Below are 17,712 nucleotides of genomic sequence, written 5' to 3'. Positions count from 1 at the left end.
CCCCTTACCATACTATATTTGTTATTACAACTGCTATTATTATACCTAATGTATCTGCTATAAGTCCTGCTGGAAGTGCATAACGAGTTTTTCTTACTCCAACAGCACCAAAATAAACTGCTAAAACATAAAATGTTGTCTCAGAAGATCCACTTATTACAGATGCCATTCTTCCTATAAAAGAGTCTGGTCCATAAGTTGTAAATAACTCATTCATAAGGCCATTGGCTCCCCCACCTGATAGAGGTCTCATTATAGACATAGGTAATACTTCTGAAGGCATACCTATTAAATTAGTTATAGGCGCTAGTGCTTTTGTGAATAAATCCATAGCTCCAGATGCTCTAAATACTCCTATTGCAACAAGCATTGCTACTAAGTATGGTATTATCATAACCGCTGTTGAAAAACCTTCTTTTGCTCCCTCTGTAAAAGCTTCATAAACTTTAACTTTTTTTATGTATCCATATACTGGTATGAATAATAATAACACAGGTATAGCATAAAGCGATATAGCATTCATTATATCTACAAACATCTAAAATCCCCCAATCTAAAGATATTTTAATTATTTTTGTGTATCTGCTGCTTTCTTTTCTCTTTTAACCCATATTTTTTCTAGGGTTTTAACAACTATTACTGCAACTATAGCTGATAATAATGTTGCTATTAAACTAGGCCCTATTATTTCTGTTGGGTTTTTAGACCCTGCTGCAACTCTATATCCAATAAGACTTGAAGCAACAAGGGTTACAGATGCTGTATTTATAGCTAAGAATGTACACATAGCATTTGATGCTGTTTCTGGTTTATCTGTATTTAATGTTTGTAATTCTTTCATTGCTTTTATACCAAGTGGTGTTGCTGCATTGTTAAGACCTAATACATTTGCCGCTAAGTTCATAATCATAGCTCCCATAGCTGGATGTTCTGGTGGAACATCTGGGAATAATTTCACCATTATAGGTTTTAGCCCCTTAGCTATAAGTTTTATAAGATCTGACTCTTCAGCAATTTTCATTATTCCAAGCCATAATGCCATTATTCCTATAAGTCCTAAAGATAATTCAACGGCGGTTTGTGAATATTCTACAGCTGCATCTGTTATAGCTTGAACATTACCTGTTGCAATACCCATTATAATTCCAACTGCTAAAAGAAAAAGCCATACTGCATTTAACATAAAAAATTCCCCTTTACAATTTATTTATTTTATAAAAAATACTATTTCATTTCATTAAATATTACTAATATTTAGAAATTAATATTTTAATACCTTAATATGTATATATACAAAGGCCAGGTCTTTATGGTTCTCAATACCGTGCTGTTATAGCTAATAAAATAGGATACGTAAATGAAGAAACTGTTAGTATATCAGGAAGTGCTGTGAATCTACAGATATATTAATTCAAATATTGAAGTTCCAGAACTTAACCGTAAAGATATTTTAGAAGTATTTTCAACTGGTGCATACAACTACTCTATGGCAAGTAACTACAATAAATCCCTTATTCCAGCTGTAGTATTAATTAAAGAAAGCTCTTATAACCTTATAGTTAGAAGGAATTCTTTTGATGACCTTATTAGAAGAGACTTTATTCCTAGTTATTTATGCTAAAATGTTTAGTAACTCATTACTTAATGATAACTTAAAATAAAATTTTAAATCATATGAAAATTTACTATTCTACCACTGGTATATTATGTTAGTATATTAAAAACAACATATTTAAGGGGAGAGTCATAATATGAATAAGCTTCAAGAAATGCTACTACATAATAAGTCATTTGTAGAAAATAAAGAATACGAAAAATATAAAACAACGAAATATCCAAATAAAAAAATTGTAATATTATCATGTATGGATACTAGATTAACAGAACTTCTTCCATGTGCTTTAAATCTAAAAAACGGAGATGCAAAAATTATTAAAAATGCAGGTGCCGTTGTTATGCATCCATTTGGAAGTATTATGAGAAGTCTTTTAGTTGCAATTTATGAATTAAAGGCTGAGGAAGTTTTTGTAATAGGCCATCATGGATGTGGAATGAGTAATATTAATCCAGATGATATGATTGAGCAATTTATGCAAAGAGGTGTAAAAGAGGATATTGTATCAACTCTTGAATATACAGGAATTAATCTAAAAAATTGGTTACATGGTTTTGGTTGTGTAAATAATTCTGTAATAGAAAGTACTTCTATAATTAAAAAGCATCCTTTAATGCCTAATGATGTTTTAGTTCATGGCCTTATAATAGATCCTGAAACTGGGGAATTGGAAGTTGTTGTAGATGGATATAAATAAAATTCACTTTACTCAAAAAAAGCTGCATTGATTATTTCAATAATGGGTTTACTTTTGAGGTGCAAATTATAAAATTGCACTTAAAATCTCAATCAAAATCACAATAGAAATCACGTAAAAAAGGGTGTGTTTTTTAACTAAAAACGCACCCTTTTTATCTTAAATTTATTTCACAGTTTATAAATATGGAGAATTAAATTTTTATAAAAAGCTATCTATAATCCTAATCCCCATACTTGATTATATCATATATAGATACTATTATAGTTAAACTTACCCACATATAAATATATATATTGACTCCCAATCCCTTATCAATAATAAAATAGCATGCCAATCCAACTATAAAACTAACCATATTTGCAAAACTAGATAAGAGTGTGAATATTGGCATAAATCCAATGCCTATTGGTGCACCAAATAGCAATGATATATAATTTGGAACTTTAATTATATTTTCTTCTTTCTTCGCCTTAAAATACGTAACCAAATAAATGGCTAGAAACAATGATACTATACTTCTTAGTATATATTCTTCTCTCATTATTAAAACCTCCATTATATGTTTAAGTATTTTTTCATTTATGATTTTTTGGTTACTCTGTATTGGACGAATTGTTTAGAGCAATACATTACTCTATTACAATATAATTAAAACGCTATTATATTACTTAGTCTTATACAACTGCGTAATATATAAATACTATGAAACAACCTACTTGTTTTTTATATAAGACTTATTACTATAAGACCATACCAATTCTAATTTGTCTTTACAAATAGTTCCTAAATATAACGTTATCCCTTCGTCATCACAAAACTCAATTTCAAAATCATTTTCATTATATATTAATAATATAGTTCCTTTTTGACCTTTAGTGAGTCGGTATTCAGGAATATCGACTTTTAAAGCCACTACATCATATAAATCCATCTTCATCAACTCCTAAAAGCATTTTAATAAATAGTATATAAAGACTACATATTATATTGAACATATACTATATAATATTTTTGACTTTTTAAGGTAACACACTCTTACTCGGCTTCGTAATTGTATATCAATTTCTAATGTGCTCTTCAACTCTAACTTTTTCCCACTTTTAAGTAGCAATTCTACCTCATAGTAATTTTTAGAATACAAGCAATCAAATTTTCGAGGATATAATCTAAATAACTCCAGTTCCTCGCACACATAATTTTTCCTAACTAAGTCTATAACTATTAATATTCCTTTGAAACAATGTATAAGGGCTATAGGAACAAATATAGCATAAAATATTCCTATAAATTGAATATATATTGGAAAGAGTATAAGCATTACACCAAAAATAAAATTTACTAAATCTTCAATAAGAAACAACTTAATTTTTTCTAATCGAAATATCCCCTTATTCATGAGCATCACCTTTCGAATGTTTGTTTTGTTTATTCATATTTTTGCAGAATTACAAAACAATCACTACAAAATTATTACTATTATCTATTTTTTCTAAAGTATATCATATAATTTAAGTTTAATAAATCTTGCATAAATTATTATAGAAAACACCTTTACTTTATCCTACTTTTTCACATAAAAAATCACATAGTAAATTACATCAACAATAAATTTATTGTAAGTGTGTTTTTGCGTGTGATTTCATGTGTGATTTTTGGTGTTATTTTTGTTAAGTATCTACTATGAATGTTGAAATTTCAATAAAAAAACACATCTAATAATCGTGTGATTTTAGATGTGTTTTTTGCTGTGATTTTACCTGTTATTTTTCGTTTTGCACCTCAAAAGTAAACCCGTTATTATTTCAATGCAGCTTTTTTATTTATTAATTTTCTTTGTATAAATCTATAATAGGAGATTGTGTTATGTTATTAAGCTGTTTATGTTTGAAAACAGGTACATTTAACTCCTCACCTATACGTTTACATTGATCTCTATATGGTGCCTTTAATTTCTCTTGATAAACAATGCCATCAATTCCACCTTCAATGGAATTAACACATGCTTCCAATTTTTTATAACCTTCTTCATTATCGTATTCACCATTTACAACCCATGCACTTGGAAGAATATGAGTTGCAGACACAGGATATTCTTGTCCAAATACTGCATTAGTTATTGGTTCTTCAAAGTGAATTCCTCCAACATATAATACTGTAGGAAATCTTCTATCGTTGTTAAATACTTCAACTAAAGACAATGTAATAACCTCAACAGCCTTTTCATTGCTCCAGCTTTCTGGTGTGCTTCCTATTTCAACATCTACTAAAGGAACTTTGTATTCTACTATTTTATCTGGTGATCCATTAGATATAATTCCAGACCAATGTGTAGCTTCCATAGTTACTCTAAACTCTTCTAGTTGTAATTCTTTTCTGTTTTTTTCTAAACTATGCCCTAGATTAGTTGTATATATAGGATTTGTAGGTGCGAAATATCCAGATTGAACATCTCCTATAGTATGTAAACATAAAACCTTGTCTGGTGCCTTTGCTCCGCCATGCCAGTTCACTACTCCTCCAAAGTCGTAATCAGAAAAATACTCGTTCATAATAGGCAGATAGTATTCATAATCATGGCTAATTACTTTATTTGTTCTTACATAGCTAAACAAGTTTCCATTTGAATCTATGTACTCCATAACAGGATATCCATCTACAATAGTTTCTGTTTCTTTTAAGTTAAAGGTTTTTAGTGAATTATCAAAAATCCTTGGAGCAACAGAATCATTTTCAAAGTTATAACATAAAAAATAAACAGCCTTTTTCCCTAATGTCATATTTCTTCACCTCTTTAAATTATTTCAAGCTTCATAATATTATTGTTTACCAAAAAATTCTAATAGTCAAGGCATTTATCTACCACTTTTATTTAATGGCTGTATATAAATATTTTGACATAGACCTTAACATACATATATGTTCTCTGCCTTGTTTCTATAGAACAATGTTATTTATATTTGGGCTTTCAAGAAGGGTTTATCAATACTATTTACCCATTCATTAAACTTTTTTTATCCTTCTATTTCATCTTTTACCGTAAATAGGTATATTCCTATAAACTTATCTCTCTTTGTATGATAATACTTAAATAAGTCCCTATCTTCTTCATTAAGTGTGTCATCATAGTATACATCCCAGGTTTCATCATCATTTAAAAAGGCGGTTGCCTCAATATAATCGCTAAAGTTATCAGTATCCTCACAATAACTAATATGCCAATGTGCAATATACTACTTCTTCTTAAACAAAAAATTAGTTATTGTACCTAATATTAGTGTAGGAACAATAGCCCAAATCACAATTGAAAGAATAACACTTACTTTTACAGGACTTATTAAATTTATTACAGGTATTATTAAAGTAAAAGCATAGACAATTATATAGTCTTTCCTTCTTAATCTGTCGTTACGTACTAAATAGATTATTCCCACTATACTTGCTATTATAATGACTATAAAAAAACACAGAACTGGATAATTAATAGATATCAGTGGTGTAGGTTCCATTTTTAATCCCCCCTTATTCTATATTTTGACATTCATCTCTAAAACTCTTTATCAAGAAATTTATATAAAAACTGTACAATACTTAATTGTATTAAAAATAAATTAAATTAGATTAAAGAACAAAATCCCACCTAAAAGAATTAAAAATAAACCTGTTGGAATTAAATAATATCCGATACTTCCATCAAAAAATATTATTCCAATTAGAACAACATCATATAAAAAACTTGTTATTCTATACCATAGTTTTTCTCCTTTTGTTTCTTTTATCGCATTAGATATTCCCCATATAAATAAAACGAACCCTAAAATAACTAGAGTTATTCCAACTAGTTTCCAAATCATTGCCCCTATTCCCTTCAATCAACTAATCTAAATAAAAATATAATCATTTTATCCTAACTTTTATATCGCACAATATTGTACAACTGAGTGTTATATAAAGAAAGCTCACCAATTGCCTTGAAATGTTGCGTATTGTATATATATAGATTAATCGTATATTACATTTTTCCCCTCATCATTTAACTTTTTTAAAGATGAAATCATATGATTTATTTCTTCATCGGAATGTCTTTCCCATGAACCTAATTCAGCTACTATTTTCAAAGGAAATTTAGACCTATAAGAACGTGTTGGATTTCCAGGAAATCTTTTATCAGTTAAGTTCGGGTCATTTTCAAATTCACCTAATGGTTCTACAATATAAATTCTTTCTTTTGATTTAGATGTTGCTAATTCAGCACCCCATTTAGCAGCATTTAATGTTGCAGTAAAATAAATATAGTTAGATTTTTTATTTTGGTAATTTGATAAGTGTTGTGGTTCTAGTAAGTCTCCAATTTTCAGTTCTGCTTTAGTGCCATGAAAAAAAGGACCACTATCTAAAACATCTTTTTTATCATTCATGCTGATGTACTCCTTTCAAACTTTTATATTTGTGCAATATTATAGTATCCAAATTACAAAAAATTGATGAACAATATTATACAACTTACAATAATAACTGATTAAACTATTTATTAAATCTTCAATTATATCTAACTTTATTTAAATAGTTAAATATCCGGTTTCTTTTTGCCAATTACTATATCAACTATTTTATTATTAATTTTTAATAACCCCAAGTATCAACTTGCCATTGTGACATTTTACTCTCTCTTATAAGTACCCATTGCCAATTTGACATAGTTGAATTAGGTTCAAAACTCCCGTCCCCACCTGCAGAATTCACATTAAAATTTGACATTAATATAATTACATTCTCGGCATTAGACCCATTTTCGGAGCCACGACCATACTTTAAATAGTCTTTAACAAGAGTATTTGATTTATCTTCGTCATACCACAATTCAGTGAGATTGCATCCTTCAAAGCTCCTAAATTTCTTCTTTACACACTCTACTGCATCATTTATTTCCTTTTTGCTAAAATTTTCTGATTCTCCGATAGTTACTTTAGCATCATAAGTTCTACCACAACCAACTAAAGAAAATACTATTAGAATTATGCTGAAAAAAGATATAATCCTTTTCATATAAATATACCTCTTCTTTTCAAGTTTTTATTATACCGGATATTTCCTTTATTAATGAACAGTATATAAAGAATGCGTCTTAAAAAGTGATGTATCAGGACTTAAGCATCAATTTTCTTCTCAAAAATAATTTCATAATCTATAGGTTTACCATTTGCGTTGTATTCGTTAGGAAGAACTTGCACTAATCTCCACCCACCCTGAGCATGTTGGTTAATAATTTCTCGATGGTTTGCTTTTTCAAAAAATCCCCCTAATGTAGCTTTTACAAATTTATATTGATACATGAATTTATCCCCCCTTTATTAATGTGTTTCATAATATATAAAAGTTATTCGCTTTTTAGTATGCATTATTTATAATACTATTCTACTTTTATGCCTAATTTAGTTTTCTAAACACTTACTAATTTTTCTGATAATAATTGATATGAGGTATGAAAATACGAATAGAAAAATAAATGTAATTATACCGTATATGTGCTGACCACGATTAAGATATTCAATTAAATCTCTCAAACTAACAACTGAAATATTCAAAGATACTATAGTTGTCAATATCAAACCCCATAACCTATTCTTCATAAGTCCATAAATTGATAAATTATAAATGTATACTTTACATAGTCCAATTCCTAAACTCTATACATAAGTGCTATAAAACCCTAAATTAATTAGATATTTAGTATCTCCATCAACTTGAAATAGTGACCATAATGTAATGGCTATAAATATAATACTTATTATATAATAAGTATTATATAATAACCCTTTGGTAATTTTAGTTCCTGTTGTTCTGATAACACTTGCTCCCCTTTTTTAATATGCAATATATAAGAACAGCGTACTAAGTAAACACAGTTTCTATAATATTTAAAATTTCAAAATCTTATTTAAAAGTTTTTCTTGCTGTGAGACATTATTAACAGATAAACCTATACTAGAACTTACTTTATTATTAATACTATCATAATCAACAGATGTGCTTTTTAAAATAGATATATTTGCATCCTTATTCTCTTTTTGATACATAACCATACGAAACTTACTCACATCATTTGCATAAATAATTGACGTGTATTCGTAATCATCTCTATCAGAGATTCCATTTGTATATCTATCTCTAAATATTTTGTATTCTTTATCGCCTTTTTTTCCAACAGATTCAGCCCTATCTGGTTTTATATCGGTTAATTCTTCAATGTCCTTTAAATTTAAATCGTTTTCTTTAAGCATATTTTTAGCAACTTTATTATACAAATCTAAAAACAAAGAGCCTTTACCATCTATAATCTCAGAAACTTTTTTAAACCCAATTGAATCATCAGTGCTATAATCTACAGAGTATTTATTGGTATTTTCTATAATGCTGAAACTTAATCTTATATCTGATATAGAACTTACCTTCTGATCTTTTTTACAGGTGTATCCCATATTGGAAAACTTTTCATTTTCATTAGATTTACTTGATCTAGTAACAATAACGAGTTCTTCATTTTTGCCGCTCCTAAAAACATATTTATTTATTTTCTCTCCTTCTCCCAATGTCCCAGAATCAACGAGAGGATTATCGCCATAATCTTTTAATAATTCTTTTATGTAGTCCATATTTACTTCTTCTCTGTATTCAAATTTTTCTACAATATGAAAATACCCATCTCTCAATGATTCAACTTTTTCATATTTTCGCGCTGAACACCCAGATGTAAATATTAAAATAACAAGTGTTAGTATATATACTATCTTTTTTATAACTATACCCCCCTTTTATATTAAATTTACAGTATTATACAACTATGTACTACTATATAATTATAATAATTAGAACATTATTAAATCTATTTTTAGACATTTATACTATTTTTCTTATTGAAACCTTATAGCCTAAGTTAACTGCTAAATTGTATAAAATATTAGTTCTTGATTTTTTCAGACGAGTTATTATTGATTTTAGCGAATAATAGTTACTTCTAAACCACATATATCCATCAATTAGTTCTTCTGGACTCATATTCTTAGGTTGAAATGCTACTCTAGTTTTTCCATTATAATATGACCAATCTTGTGTTAATAGCCTATTCTCTTTGCTTAATTGATAATATAATGGTGTCTTTGGCAAGGGAGTTAGTATACTTACCGTAACCCCGTCAATACCTAAGTAATTACACATATCTAATGTTGTTTTAAATACTTCTTTTGTATCAGTATCAAATCCAAAAATTATTCCCGCTTGTATACAAATTCCATGTTTATGAACACAGTCTATTAACTCTTTGTATTTATCTACATTATTTATTCCTTTATTTACACTAATTAAAGTATCTTTTGAAAAAGACTCTAATCCAACAAAAAAGTAAACACACCCTGCTTTTTTTGCCAATTTCAATAATTCCTCATCCCTACATCTTTCTAATGTAACCTGTGCTGCCCACTTTTTATTTAATTTACTAAGCTCTTTTAATAGCTCTTTTGCATATTCAATATCCCCAAAGAAATTATCATCCCAAAATACAAAAAACTTACTTTTTATATTTTTAATATCTTCTATCACTTCTTTTATAGGTCTTTTTCTAAATGAATTCTGATATATCTGTTTTAAATTGCAGTAATCACAGCTATATGGACATCCTCTTGTTGCAAAAACTGCACCTTTTGTAAATAGTCTTCCTTTTATTAAATCCCTTCTTGGTATGGGGATTCCCTCTAGAGTAGGAGTATTCAAACACCTATACTCGCCCTTATAATTTCCATAATAAAATTCTTCTAAAAATTTTGGCCAACTTTCTTCAGCTTCACCTATAATTATTACATCACAATGTTTTTTTGCCTCTTCTGGTAAAAGCGTTGCATGAGGTCCTCCAAAAACAACCTTGCTACCTTTGCTTTTAAAATTTTTTGAAATATTATAACAATGAGGTGCATTTGCAGTATTAACTGTAATTACAACTAGGTCGTAATAATTTTCAAATGGTATTTTCTGATTGTATTCATCTATTAATGTAATTTCATATTTGTTTACATCAATATATGCAGCTAAATATGGCATTGTTATTTGTATAAAATTATTTATCTGCCTTTTTCTAAATCTATTAATCTCCTTATTTTCAGGAGTTATCATTAATATACTCTTTTTCATGTCTCCTCCAAATAATGGTGACTACATTAATACCCTGGATACTTGTTCCACCATCCTCTTCCTCTTTCATATCCAGTTAATAAATCATCGGCAACTTCAGTTATTTCATCACTTAACTCTATATTGTCTATCCATTCCCTTGGGATTTCATTTATCCCTAAATAAGAGCCTAAAATATTACCAGTAATTGATCCAGTGCTGTCACTATCACCATTGTGATTTACAGATGCAATAAGTGCTTTTTTGAAATCAGCTTTATACTTTAATGCGCAGTAAACTGATATCGCCAATGCTTCTTCTCCTACCCAGCCTTCTCCAAGTTCATTAATTGCATGAAGTGGCTTAATGTCTGTGTTTGATAAATCAACGGCTTTTTTTAGTAATTCGTAACATTCCTCATGATTTTCATGCTTTTTAAGTTCATCTAATGCTTCATTTACAGAGGTTTCTATATCACACCCACTTATAATAGAAGAAATTATAAGTGATAATGCTCCGGCAGATAAATATCCAGATGGATGCCCATGTGTTAAAGCTGCAAAATCTACCCCCATCTCAAATGCTCTTTCCTTTGGATAAAACAAACCTACAGGTGCAACTCTCATAACTCCGCCACAACCCTTACTGTCGTTAATCGGCTCATCTATACTCCCCATCTTATTACTTAAAAGAGCTGATAGACAAGAATTACCTGGTGCCCTCTCTGCATAAAGTTCTTTTATATCTAATAACCAACCATCGTATATCCAATCACAATCCTTTTCTCTTTTGTAGCCTTGTGTGTTTAGCCACCTTTTGTATGCAAAGTAAACAACTGATGTAGGATCACATATACCTTTTTCATTTCCTCTAGTCTGTGCTCTGAGTATACCTTCTGCAGTAAAAAGAGTCATCTGTGTATCATCAGTTATTTCGGCTTTTCTAGACTTATTTAATACTAAATCATTAATGCCATCTTCTCCAAATTTTCTTATTATTTCATTGTATCTAAGAAATTCAACAGGCCATCCAAGTGCATCCCCTATTGCTCCCCCTAATAGACATCCCCTAAAAAATTCTTGTTTTCTTTTCATTTTAATCCCTTCTTTTCAAATATATTATATACTTTGATTCTAAAATAAAGACTGTACTAGTTATTTAAAGTACAGTCTTCTTAAACCCTAATTTATATATTCATTTACAAAATTAGCTATATCTAATATTATTTTGTCTATACTTTCTTTGTCTCTTATATGTGATAGCAATTTAAAACTGAAGTTTTTTTCTAGAGTTAAATCTGTTATAGGACCTCCTAATATTAGTCTATCTTCTATTTCTAGACTAATATCTTTATAGTCTTTAATCTTTTTTAATAACTTATTATTAAAATTAGAATATATAGCTTCAGCTTGTTCTTTGGCTTCTCTATCCCAAAGTGAGCTATCTTCTATGTATACTCCACCATCATCAAAATATCCCACGAACTTAAGGTTTTCAACATCAAACGTTCCTTCTTTTGCCACTGTATATAATCTATTGAAAGTTATTTTCTCCAAAAGATGTCTATCATTTATATCTATAATATAATTTTTTAGGTCATTCTTTAACATTGAACTTAACTTGTTTTGTATATCTACATATCTATATAGACCTAGCACATCTAAGGTTTCTTCTTTTATATCTTGAAGCTCGTTACTATATTCCTTAAGTAAATTATAGTTTTTTGAGTATGCATCTTTTATTTCTTCTAATTGTTTTTTCAAAAACCTACATTCATTTTCCATATTTGATGTATGTTTATATTGCCTATAATATTTATACATATGATCTTCTAAATTCTTAGATATTTTTACATCTATATCTAATACATCTTGTCTATTAATAATTCTATTTCTTCCAAACTCGTCAAATACCAATAAAGTATCTTTTTTATCTTCAAGTACTATACCTGTACATATATTGTCTAGATATTCTAATAAGATTATTTTTTTCTCTATATTTTCATTAATCTGTTTTTCTTTATTTAAGTACAGTATATTTTCGTTTATGCTTATGTCACCCATATTACCCCTCCGATTTAAATCAAAATCCCCTAATACCTAATCTTAAATATATTATAATTTATTACAATGTTTACATACAAGATAAATGTAAGATTATGTATAATTTTGTTTTAAATCAGTTTGTATAAACTTTGAGTAAATTTTTAATCCTTTTAATAATCTCATCTCGCACATGTGTAGGTTCTAAGCATTCACATTTATCACCAAAACTAAGCAAAAGATTATATCCAAACTCATCTTCTACAAATGGGAAGTTGACAATTAATTTATTATGTAAATAAGATTGGATATTTTCTTCTCCACAGTGTTCCACCATTTTCTCTTTAAGTGACTCATGGACTAAAAGCTTAATTGTAATAATATTTTTCTCTATATATTCCCATGAGCCTAATGTTTTAACATCAAATTCTTTTGGAATAAATGTATCGTCTAGAATTTCAAGTTCTGAAATACGAGATAATTTAAAAATACGAAAATCTTGCCTAGAATCACAGTAACTTTGTAAATACCAATTTGATTCCTTTAATATCAATCTATAAGGCTCAACTTTACGAATGCTTTTTTTACCATTACGATCTAAATATTCAAAGGATAAAAACCTACTCTCATTTAGTGCTTTTTTAATTTTTTCAAGATTGGGCTGTAGGTTCTTATTTCCAATCCAAGGGGTAAGATCTATAGTAACTTGGTTTGATTTTAATTCAATATCTCTAATTTGCTCATCTGAAACTAATCCTTTTACCTTTGCAATAGTATTAATAATTTCGTTACTAGTCATTGTTGATGATATACTTCCTAACCCCATTAAAAGCGTTGCAATATCTGAAGTTGTAAAAATTTTCTTATCAATTTTATACTCCTCCATAATTCCAATACCGCCGTTAATCCCAGGATAAGTAATTATAGGTATACCCGCTGAATTTATTGTTTCTATATCTCTATATATAGTCCGAGGAGATACTTCAAACATTTCAGCAAGTTTAGTTGCACTAATTTTTTTGTGTTCAAGCAATATCATAATAATGGAGATTATCCTGTCTATTTTCAATTTTATCAATCCTTTATAAATTTAATTCATTTTATGTTATAACCATGACATACTGTTGTCAAGGTTGTATGATAGAATAAATTAAATAACTTACAAAAGGAGAATAAAAATGGATTTATTAAAAGAATTTAATAGAATAATGGAAGAAACAACAAATATAGCTTTAGCAACTACTGTGAATGATTCACCAAATGTTAGGATCTTAAATTTTTATTATAATCCTCAAAATAAAGGTGTTGCTTATTTTTCATCATTTAGAGGTCTACCTAAGACATTGGAGTTTTCACAAAACAACAAGGTAGCATTTACAACAGTGCCAACAGTACCAAGTGAAAACAGCGAACATGTTAGAGTTACTAATGCCACAGTTCAAAAAAGTGATTTAACAATATATGACTTAAAAAATGCATTTGTTAAAAAACAACAAAGTTACGAAATGTTAATAAACCAGGCAGGGGATATGTTAGATATTTATGAAATTCATTTCAAGGAAGCTAGTGTAATTATAGGTGTTAGGCAAGGTGGTAAAATAACTTTATAAAGTATTTCTTGTAATTGTAAATAAAATAAGGAGAAACCCCATTACATATGGGTATTCTCCTTATTTATTATATATATTTTTAAAATTCATGTTATTTAAGTTGTTTATTTATTATATCGTCTATCATCATTACCAGAACCAATACAAATGCTTCATCTTCAAAGTTTATATCTACCATATATCTATCTTTAAAATCAACGAAGCTTCTTATTACTCTTCCTATTGTCTTGCCATCCTTAACTATTGAATAATTATAGTGAAACATATCCCCTTGGACTTTTATATCTCCATATTTGCTATCTATTTTTAGCTTATCCTTGCTAAAAGTCAATTTTTGACTTACCTTTGCTATTGTATCATTATTTTCATAAACTTCATAACTTGCCATAAATGACAATAGCTTTTGTTTTACTGAATATAAGGTGTTATTATTTTTTATTATTTTAAATTGTAATCCAGCTGAAAGAAGTTTGTTTTCTACAAAAAAACAGTCTTTTTCTTTTTCATTTTTTATCCAAAAGCTTTCTTTTAGTTTATAAAACTTTGATTTCATGTAGTACTTCATGATTTTGCCCCCTATATTTATTCATTAGTAATGTGCTGAAGTAATTTATATTTAGTTTAATTATATATTTTTTATCACCTATAAGTAAACATTAGTTATCTAAGATATAAATATTAAAATAAAAAACCAGTTTCTATAACTGGTTTTTTACATACTTAAATCATTTATGACTTTATTTAGATCTATATCTAATTGATATAAACGACCTACATTTTCTCCAACTGCTCTACTATCTCCTATAACTATTGCTATATATAATTTTTCATATGACTCTCTATATGAAGATAATATTCGTAATAATTCTTCATGTATATCCTTATATTTTTCTGGTACTCTATCTTCAGAGTATTCAAAGCTATTTATTACTCCATTTCTTAGTTGTATAGCTTCCCTATTATTATCTAGATATTTTGTTTCAATGCTAAATATTAAAGGATATTCGTCTTGTACTTTAATAAATTCATTAATTAATTTTAATACATATTCTTTATATTCTTGACCCTCTTTGTTGTTTATGGAATTTACACCTTCCAAATTTATAGACATCAAAATATCCTGAAGCAAGGATACATGGCGTTGTTCATCATTGGAAGCATTCATGAAATTCATCTGAATAGAATTATCCATTGCTCTAGTTGCAATATACTGATAAAAAGAAGCTGGTTGCAATTCATTGCTAATAGCTGTTCTTACACCATCTTCAAATTCCATAGGTAATTCCCCCATAGGGATTTGACGCTGTTCCCCGCCCAATATACTTAAAATCATAGTGAACATGTAATAATGTCTTGCTTTGTCTTGTTGGATGCTTAATATAACTTGTCGACTCTGCTCATTGGGGGCTAACTCAGCCAATTTTTCATAAAAATTGTAAGCATGAACCACTCCTATTATAGCCCTTGCAATATCATTTGCTAAGAAATTATCGCTAATTAAATCCATACCCATTTGCCTTTTATCATAACATTTTTGAATTTGATAATAATGTTTATAATCCATGTAAATTCACCTCATTTTACTAATAGTTTATTCTCATTTTATATGTTTTGTGAAACTTTTAAATTAAGCTATTAGTAATATGTAACTTCTATCATAATTTCACTAATTGACAAGTCTTTGTTATTTGCTAATTTTATATTTTTTAAATAATTAATTGGTGAGATTTTATTTATATTTTAACATTTACTTTGTGCAAGTAATTCAATAATAGTTGAAAGTATATTGCGTTTGCAATATTTATGGTTTCCTTTATATATAATATTATAAAAATTAACAACAATATTGTTATTATTTAAACAATATTGTTGTTAATATATAAACAATTTTGTAAATATTTAAAATATTATGAAAAATTTTTGTAATACATTTGTTATAACTCAATATATTTCTAATATATAAAAAAATAAATTTTAAATGGAGGTATTTATATGAATAGTACATACAAATTTTTCATGCCACCTGTAAGTGTAATGGGCTCAGGATCTTTAACGGATGCAGGAAAGGATATTAGCAAATTAGGATTTAAAAAAGCTTTAATAGTTACTGACAAGATATTAGCAGAAATAAAATTGGTAGATAAACTAACAGAAGTGCTAGAAAACGAAAACATAGAGTATGTTATATACGACCAAACACAGCCAAATCCTACAGTTAAAAATGTTAGAGATGGATTAGAGTTAATCAAAGGTAATAACTGTGACTTCATCGTTTCTTTTGGCGGAGGATCTTCTCATGACTGTGCAAAAGGAATAGCTTTGGTTGCTGCTAATGGCGGATGTATAGAAGATTATGAAGGTGTAGATAGATCAGAAAAACCACAATTACCTTTAGTTGCTGTAAATACTACAGCTGGAACAGCTAGTGAAATGACTAGATTCTGTATAATAACTGATGAGGAAAGACATATAAAAATGGCAATAGTTGATAAAAATACTACTCCTATTATGGCTGTAAATGATCCATTATTAATGATGGCAATGCCTAAATCATTAACTGCTGCAACTGGAATGGATGCTTTAACTCATGCTATAGAAGCTTATGTTTCGACAATAGCTACACCAATAACAGATGCTTGTGCATTAAAAACAGTTGAGTTAGTTTCTAAGTATCTAAGAAAAGCTGTTGAGAATGGTCAAGATCAAGAAGCTAGAGAAATGATGGCTTATGCTGAATTCTTAGGTGGAATGGCATTTAATAATGCTAGTTTAGGATATGTTCATGCAATGGCTCATCAGTTAGGTGGATTCTATAATTTACCTCATGGTGTATGTAATGCAATATTACTTCCTCATGTTCAAAGCTATAATGCAAGTGTAGTTCCTGAAAGATTAAAAGATGTAGCAAAAACTATGGGTGTTGAAGTTGAAAATCTTTCAAATGAAGAAGCAGCTCAAAAAGCTATAGATGCTATAAAAGAACTATCTAGTGATGTAGGAATTCCAACTGGGTTAGAGCAACTAGGTCTTAAGGAAAAAGACATAGAGGTGCTATCAGTAAATGCTTTAAAAGACGCTTGTGGTTTTACAAACCCACAACAAGCATCTCTAGAAGAAATAATGGGAATTTTTAGAGGAGCTATGTAATAAAAAGTAGATGCTATCTTGTCAACTCGAAATTTATTTATTTGTTTTATAAGCTAACACCTACTTTTTATTTAAGGCTATATTTTAATATAGTGTTGAAATTAAGTATATATTTAAAAGAGGAGAATTAAATCTTCTAGTGTTGCATTTAGGTAGAAATTGAATACTTGACAAATCCAAATAAGCAGCTATTGGTAATTAGTTTTACCACTAGCTGCTTATTTTACTTTATTTTCATTTAAGGCCAATATTTTACTATATGTTTAGTTAGACCTATCCCTCTATGCAAAATCAATTTTCTATATTTTACCAAAATCAGCGTGTCCGAAAATATTCCATTACATATTCATCAAAGTATTCAAGTAAGTTTGAACGAACAATACGCGTTAGCGTTAACATAGAATACTTAGCAATTATAACTTTACAGCATAAATAAATTAA

At 28.4% G+C, this 17,712-nt stretch carries 20 protein-coding genes; 3 read left to right on the top strand and 17 right to left on the bottom strand.

Annotation, left to right across the window (positions count from 1 at the left end; translation table 11 throughout):
• Positions 1-4: 4 nt before the first annotated feature.
• Positions 5-538: a spore maturation protein gene (locus tag BS62_RS09740; protein WP_496491077.1), complete on the bottom strand. Its 534-nt coding sequence runs from the start codon at positions 536-538 to the stop codon at positions 5-7.
• Between the two features lie 30 nt (positions 539-568).
• Entirely contained in the window at positions 569-1,183 is a 615-nt protein-coding gene (locus tag BS62_RS09735; RefSeq protein ID WP_496491076.1) for a nucleoside recognition domain-containing protein, read from the bottom strand.
• 568 nt (positions 1,184-1,751) lie between these two features.
• On the opposite strand from BS62_RS09735, the gene BS62_RS09730 reads away from it, so the two are divergent.
• Positions 1,752-2,312 carry a beta-class carbonic anhydrase gene (locus BS62_RS09730; RefSeq protein ID WP_496491075.1) on the top strand — a complete coding sequence of 187 codons (561 nt, stop codon included), beginning with the start codon at positions 1,752-1,754 and terminating at the stop codon, positions 2,310-2,312.
• Positions 2,313-2,535: 223 nt separating this feature from the next.
• Here BS62_RS09730 and BS62_RS09725 read toward each other — a convergent pair whose 3' ends face one another.
• The 13 genes from BS62_RS09725 to BS62_RS09665 form a co-directional block, all read right to left on the bottom strand.
• Positions 2,536-2,856, bottom strand: a complete 321-nt coding sequence (locus BS62_RS09725) for a hypothetical protein (RefSeq protein WP_496491074.1) — start codon at positions 2,854-2,856, stop codon at positions 2,536-2,538.
• A gap of 171 nt (positions 2,857-3,027) precedes the next feature.
• Complete coding sequence (locus BS62_RS09720) at positions 3,028-3,252, bottom strand: DUF4926 domain-containing protein (protein WP_496491073.1); 225 nt, start codon at positions 3,250-3,252, stop codon at positions 3,028-3,030.
• 886 nt (positions 3,253-4,138) lie between these two features.
• On the bottom strand, positions 4,139-5,092 hold the full coding sequence (locus BS62_RS09715) for a D-aminoacyl-tRNA deacylase (protein WP_496491072.1): 954 nt from the start codon (positions 5,090-5,092) through the stop codon (positions 4,139-4,141).
• Positions 5,093-5,545: 453 nt separating this feature from the next.
• Positions 5,546-5,821, bottom strand: coding sequence for a hypothetical protein (locus BS62_RS09710; protein WP_496491071.1), 276 nt, complete (start codon positions 5,819-5,821; stop codon positions 5,546-5,548).
• 102 nt (positions 5,822-5,923) lie between these two features.
• Entirely contained in the window at positions 5,924-6,166 is a 243-nt protein-coding gene (locus tag BS62_RS09705) for a hypothetical protein (protein ID WP_496491070.1), read from the bottom strand.
• Between the two features lie 147 nt (positions 6,167-6,313).
• Positions 6,314-6,730 carry an NAD(+)--rifampin ADP-ribosyltransferase gene (arr, locus tag BS62_RS09700; protein WP_496491069.1) on the bottom strand — a complete coding sequence of 139 codons (417 nt, stop codon included), beginning with the start codon at positions 6,728-6,730 and terminating at the stop codon, positions 6,314-6,316.
• A 205-nt stretch (positions 6,731-6,935) separates the two neighbouring features.
• The gene (locus BS62_RS09695) at positions 6,936-7,358 is read right to left on the bottom strand and encodes a DUF4829 domain-containing protein (protein WP_496491068.1); all 423 of its coding nucleotides are present in this window, start codon (positions 7,356-7,358) and stop codon (positions 6,936-6,938) included.
• 101 nt (positions 7,359-7,459) lie between these two features.
• Positions 7,460-7,645 (bottom strand): DUF4177 domain-containing protein, encoded by a 186-nt coding sequence (locus BS62_RS09690; protein WP_496491067.1) that lies wholly within the window; start codon positions 7,643-7,645, stop codon positions 7,460-7,462.
• 585 nt (positions 7,646-8,230) lie between these two features.
• The gene (locus BS62_RS09685) at positions 8,231-9,022 is read right to left on the bottom strand and encodes a hypothetical protein (protein WP_496491066.1); all 792 of its coding nucleotides are present in this window, start codon (positions 9,020-9,022) and stop codon (positions 8,231-8,233) included.
• A 187-nt stretch (positions 9,023-9,209) separates the two neighbouring features.
• Complete coding sequence (locus tag BS62_RS09680; RefSeq protein ID WP_496491065.1) at positions 9,210-10,493, bottom strand: B12-binding domain-containing radical SAM protein; 1,284 nt, start codon at positions 10,491-10,493, stop codon at positions 9,210-9,212.
• Positions 10,494-10,519: 26 nt separating this feature from the next.
• A complete protein-coding gene (locus BS62_RS09675; protein WP_496491064.1) occupies positions 10,520-11,566 on the bottom strand; it encodes an ADP-ribosylglycohydrolase family protein in 1,047 nt (348 codons plus the stop codon).
• A gap of 87 nt (positions 11,567-11,653) precedes the next feature.
• A complete protein-coding gene (locus tag BS62_RS09670) occupies positions 11,654-12,535 on the bottom strand; it encodes a hypothetical protein (protein ID WP_496491063.1) in 882 nt (293 codons plus the stop codon).
• A 115-nt stretch (positions 12,536-12,650) separates the two neighbouring features.
• A complete protein-coding gene (locus BS62_RS09665; RefSeq protein WP_496491062.1) occupies positions 12,651-13,583 on the bottom strand; it encodes a helix-turn-helix transcriptional regulator in 933 nt (310 codons plus the stop codon).
• Positions 13,584-13,692: 109 nt separating this feature from the next.
• On the opposite strand from BS62_RS09665, the gene BS62_RS09660 reads away from it, so the two are divergent.
• Positions 13,693-14,124: a pyridoxamine 5'-phosphate oxidase family protein gene (locus BS62_RS09660; protein ID WP_496491061.1), complete on the top strand. Its 432-nt coding sequence runs from the start codon at positions 13,693-13,695 to the stop codon at positions 14,122-14,124.
• 91 nt (positions 14,125-14,215) lie between these two features.
• Here the strand turns inward: BS62_RS09660 and BS62_RS09655 are convergent, their stop codons facing one another.
• Both BS62_RS09655 and BS62_RS09650 read right to left on the bottom strand, forming a co-directional pair.
• Entirely contained in the window at positions 14,216-14,689 is a 474-nt protein-coding gene (locus tag BS62_RS09655) for an LURP-one-related/scramblase family protein (protein WP_496491060.1), read from the bottom strand.
• Between the two features lie 147 nt (positions 14,690-14,836).
• On the bottom strand, positions 14,837-15,688 hold the full coding sequence (locus BS62_RS09650) for a hypothetical protein (RefSeq protein WP_496491059.1): 852 nt from the start codon (positions 15,686-15,688) through the stop codon (positions 14,837-14,839).
• Positions 15,689-16,116: 428 nt separating this feature from the next.
• Between BS62_RS09650 and yiaY the strand changes: the two genes are divergently transcribed.
• Positions 16,117-17,271 (top strand): L-threonine dehydrogenase, encoded by a 1,155-nt coding sequence (yiaY, locus tag BS62_RS09645; RefSeq protein WP_496491058.1) that lies wholly within the window; start codon positions 16,117-16,119, stop codon positions 17,269-17,271.
• Positions 17,272-17,712: the final 441 nt, after the last annotated feature.

The sequence above is a fragment of the Sporacetigenium mesophilum DSM 16796 genome (assembly GCF_059569055.1).
The sequence above is the reverse complement of the archived record's forward strand: the minus strand, read 5'-3'. Positions and strand labels throughout refer to the sequence as shown.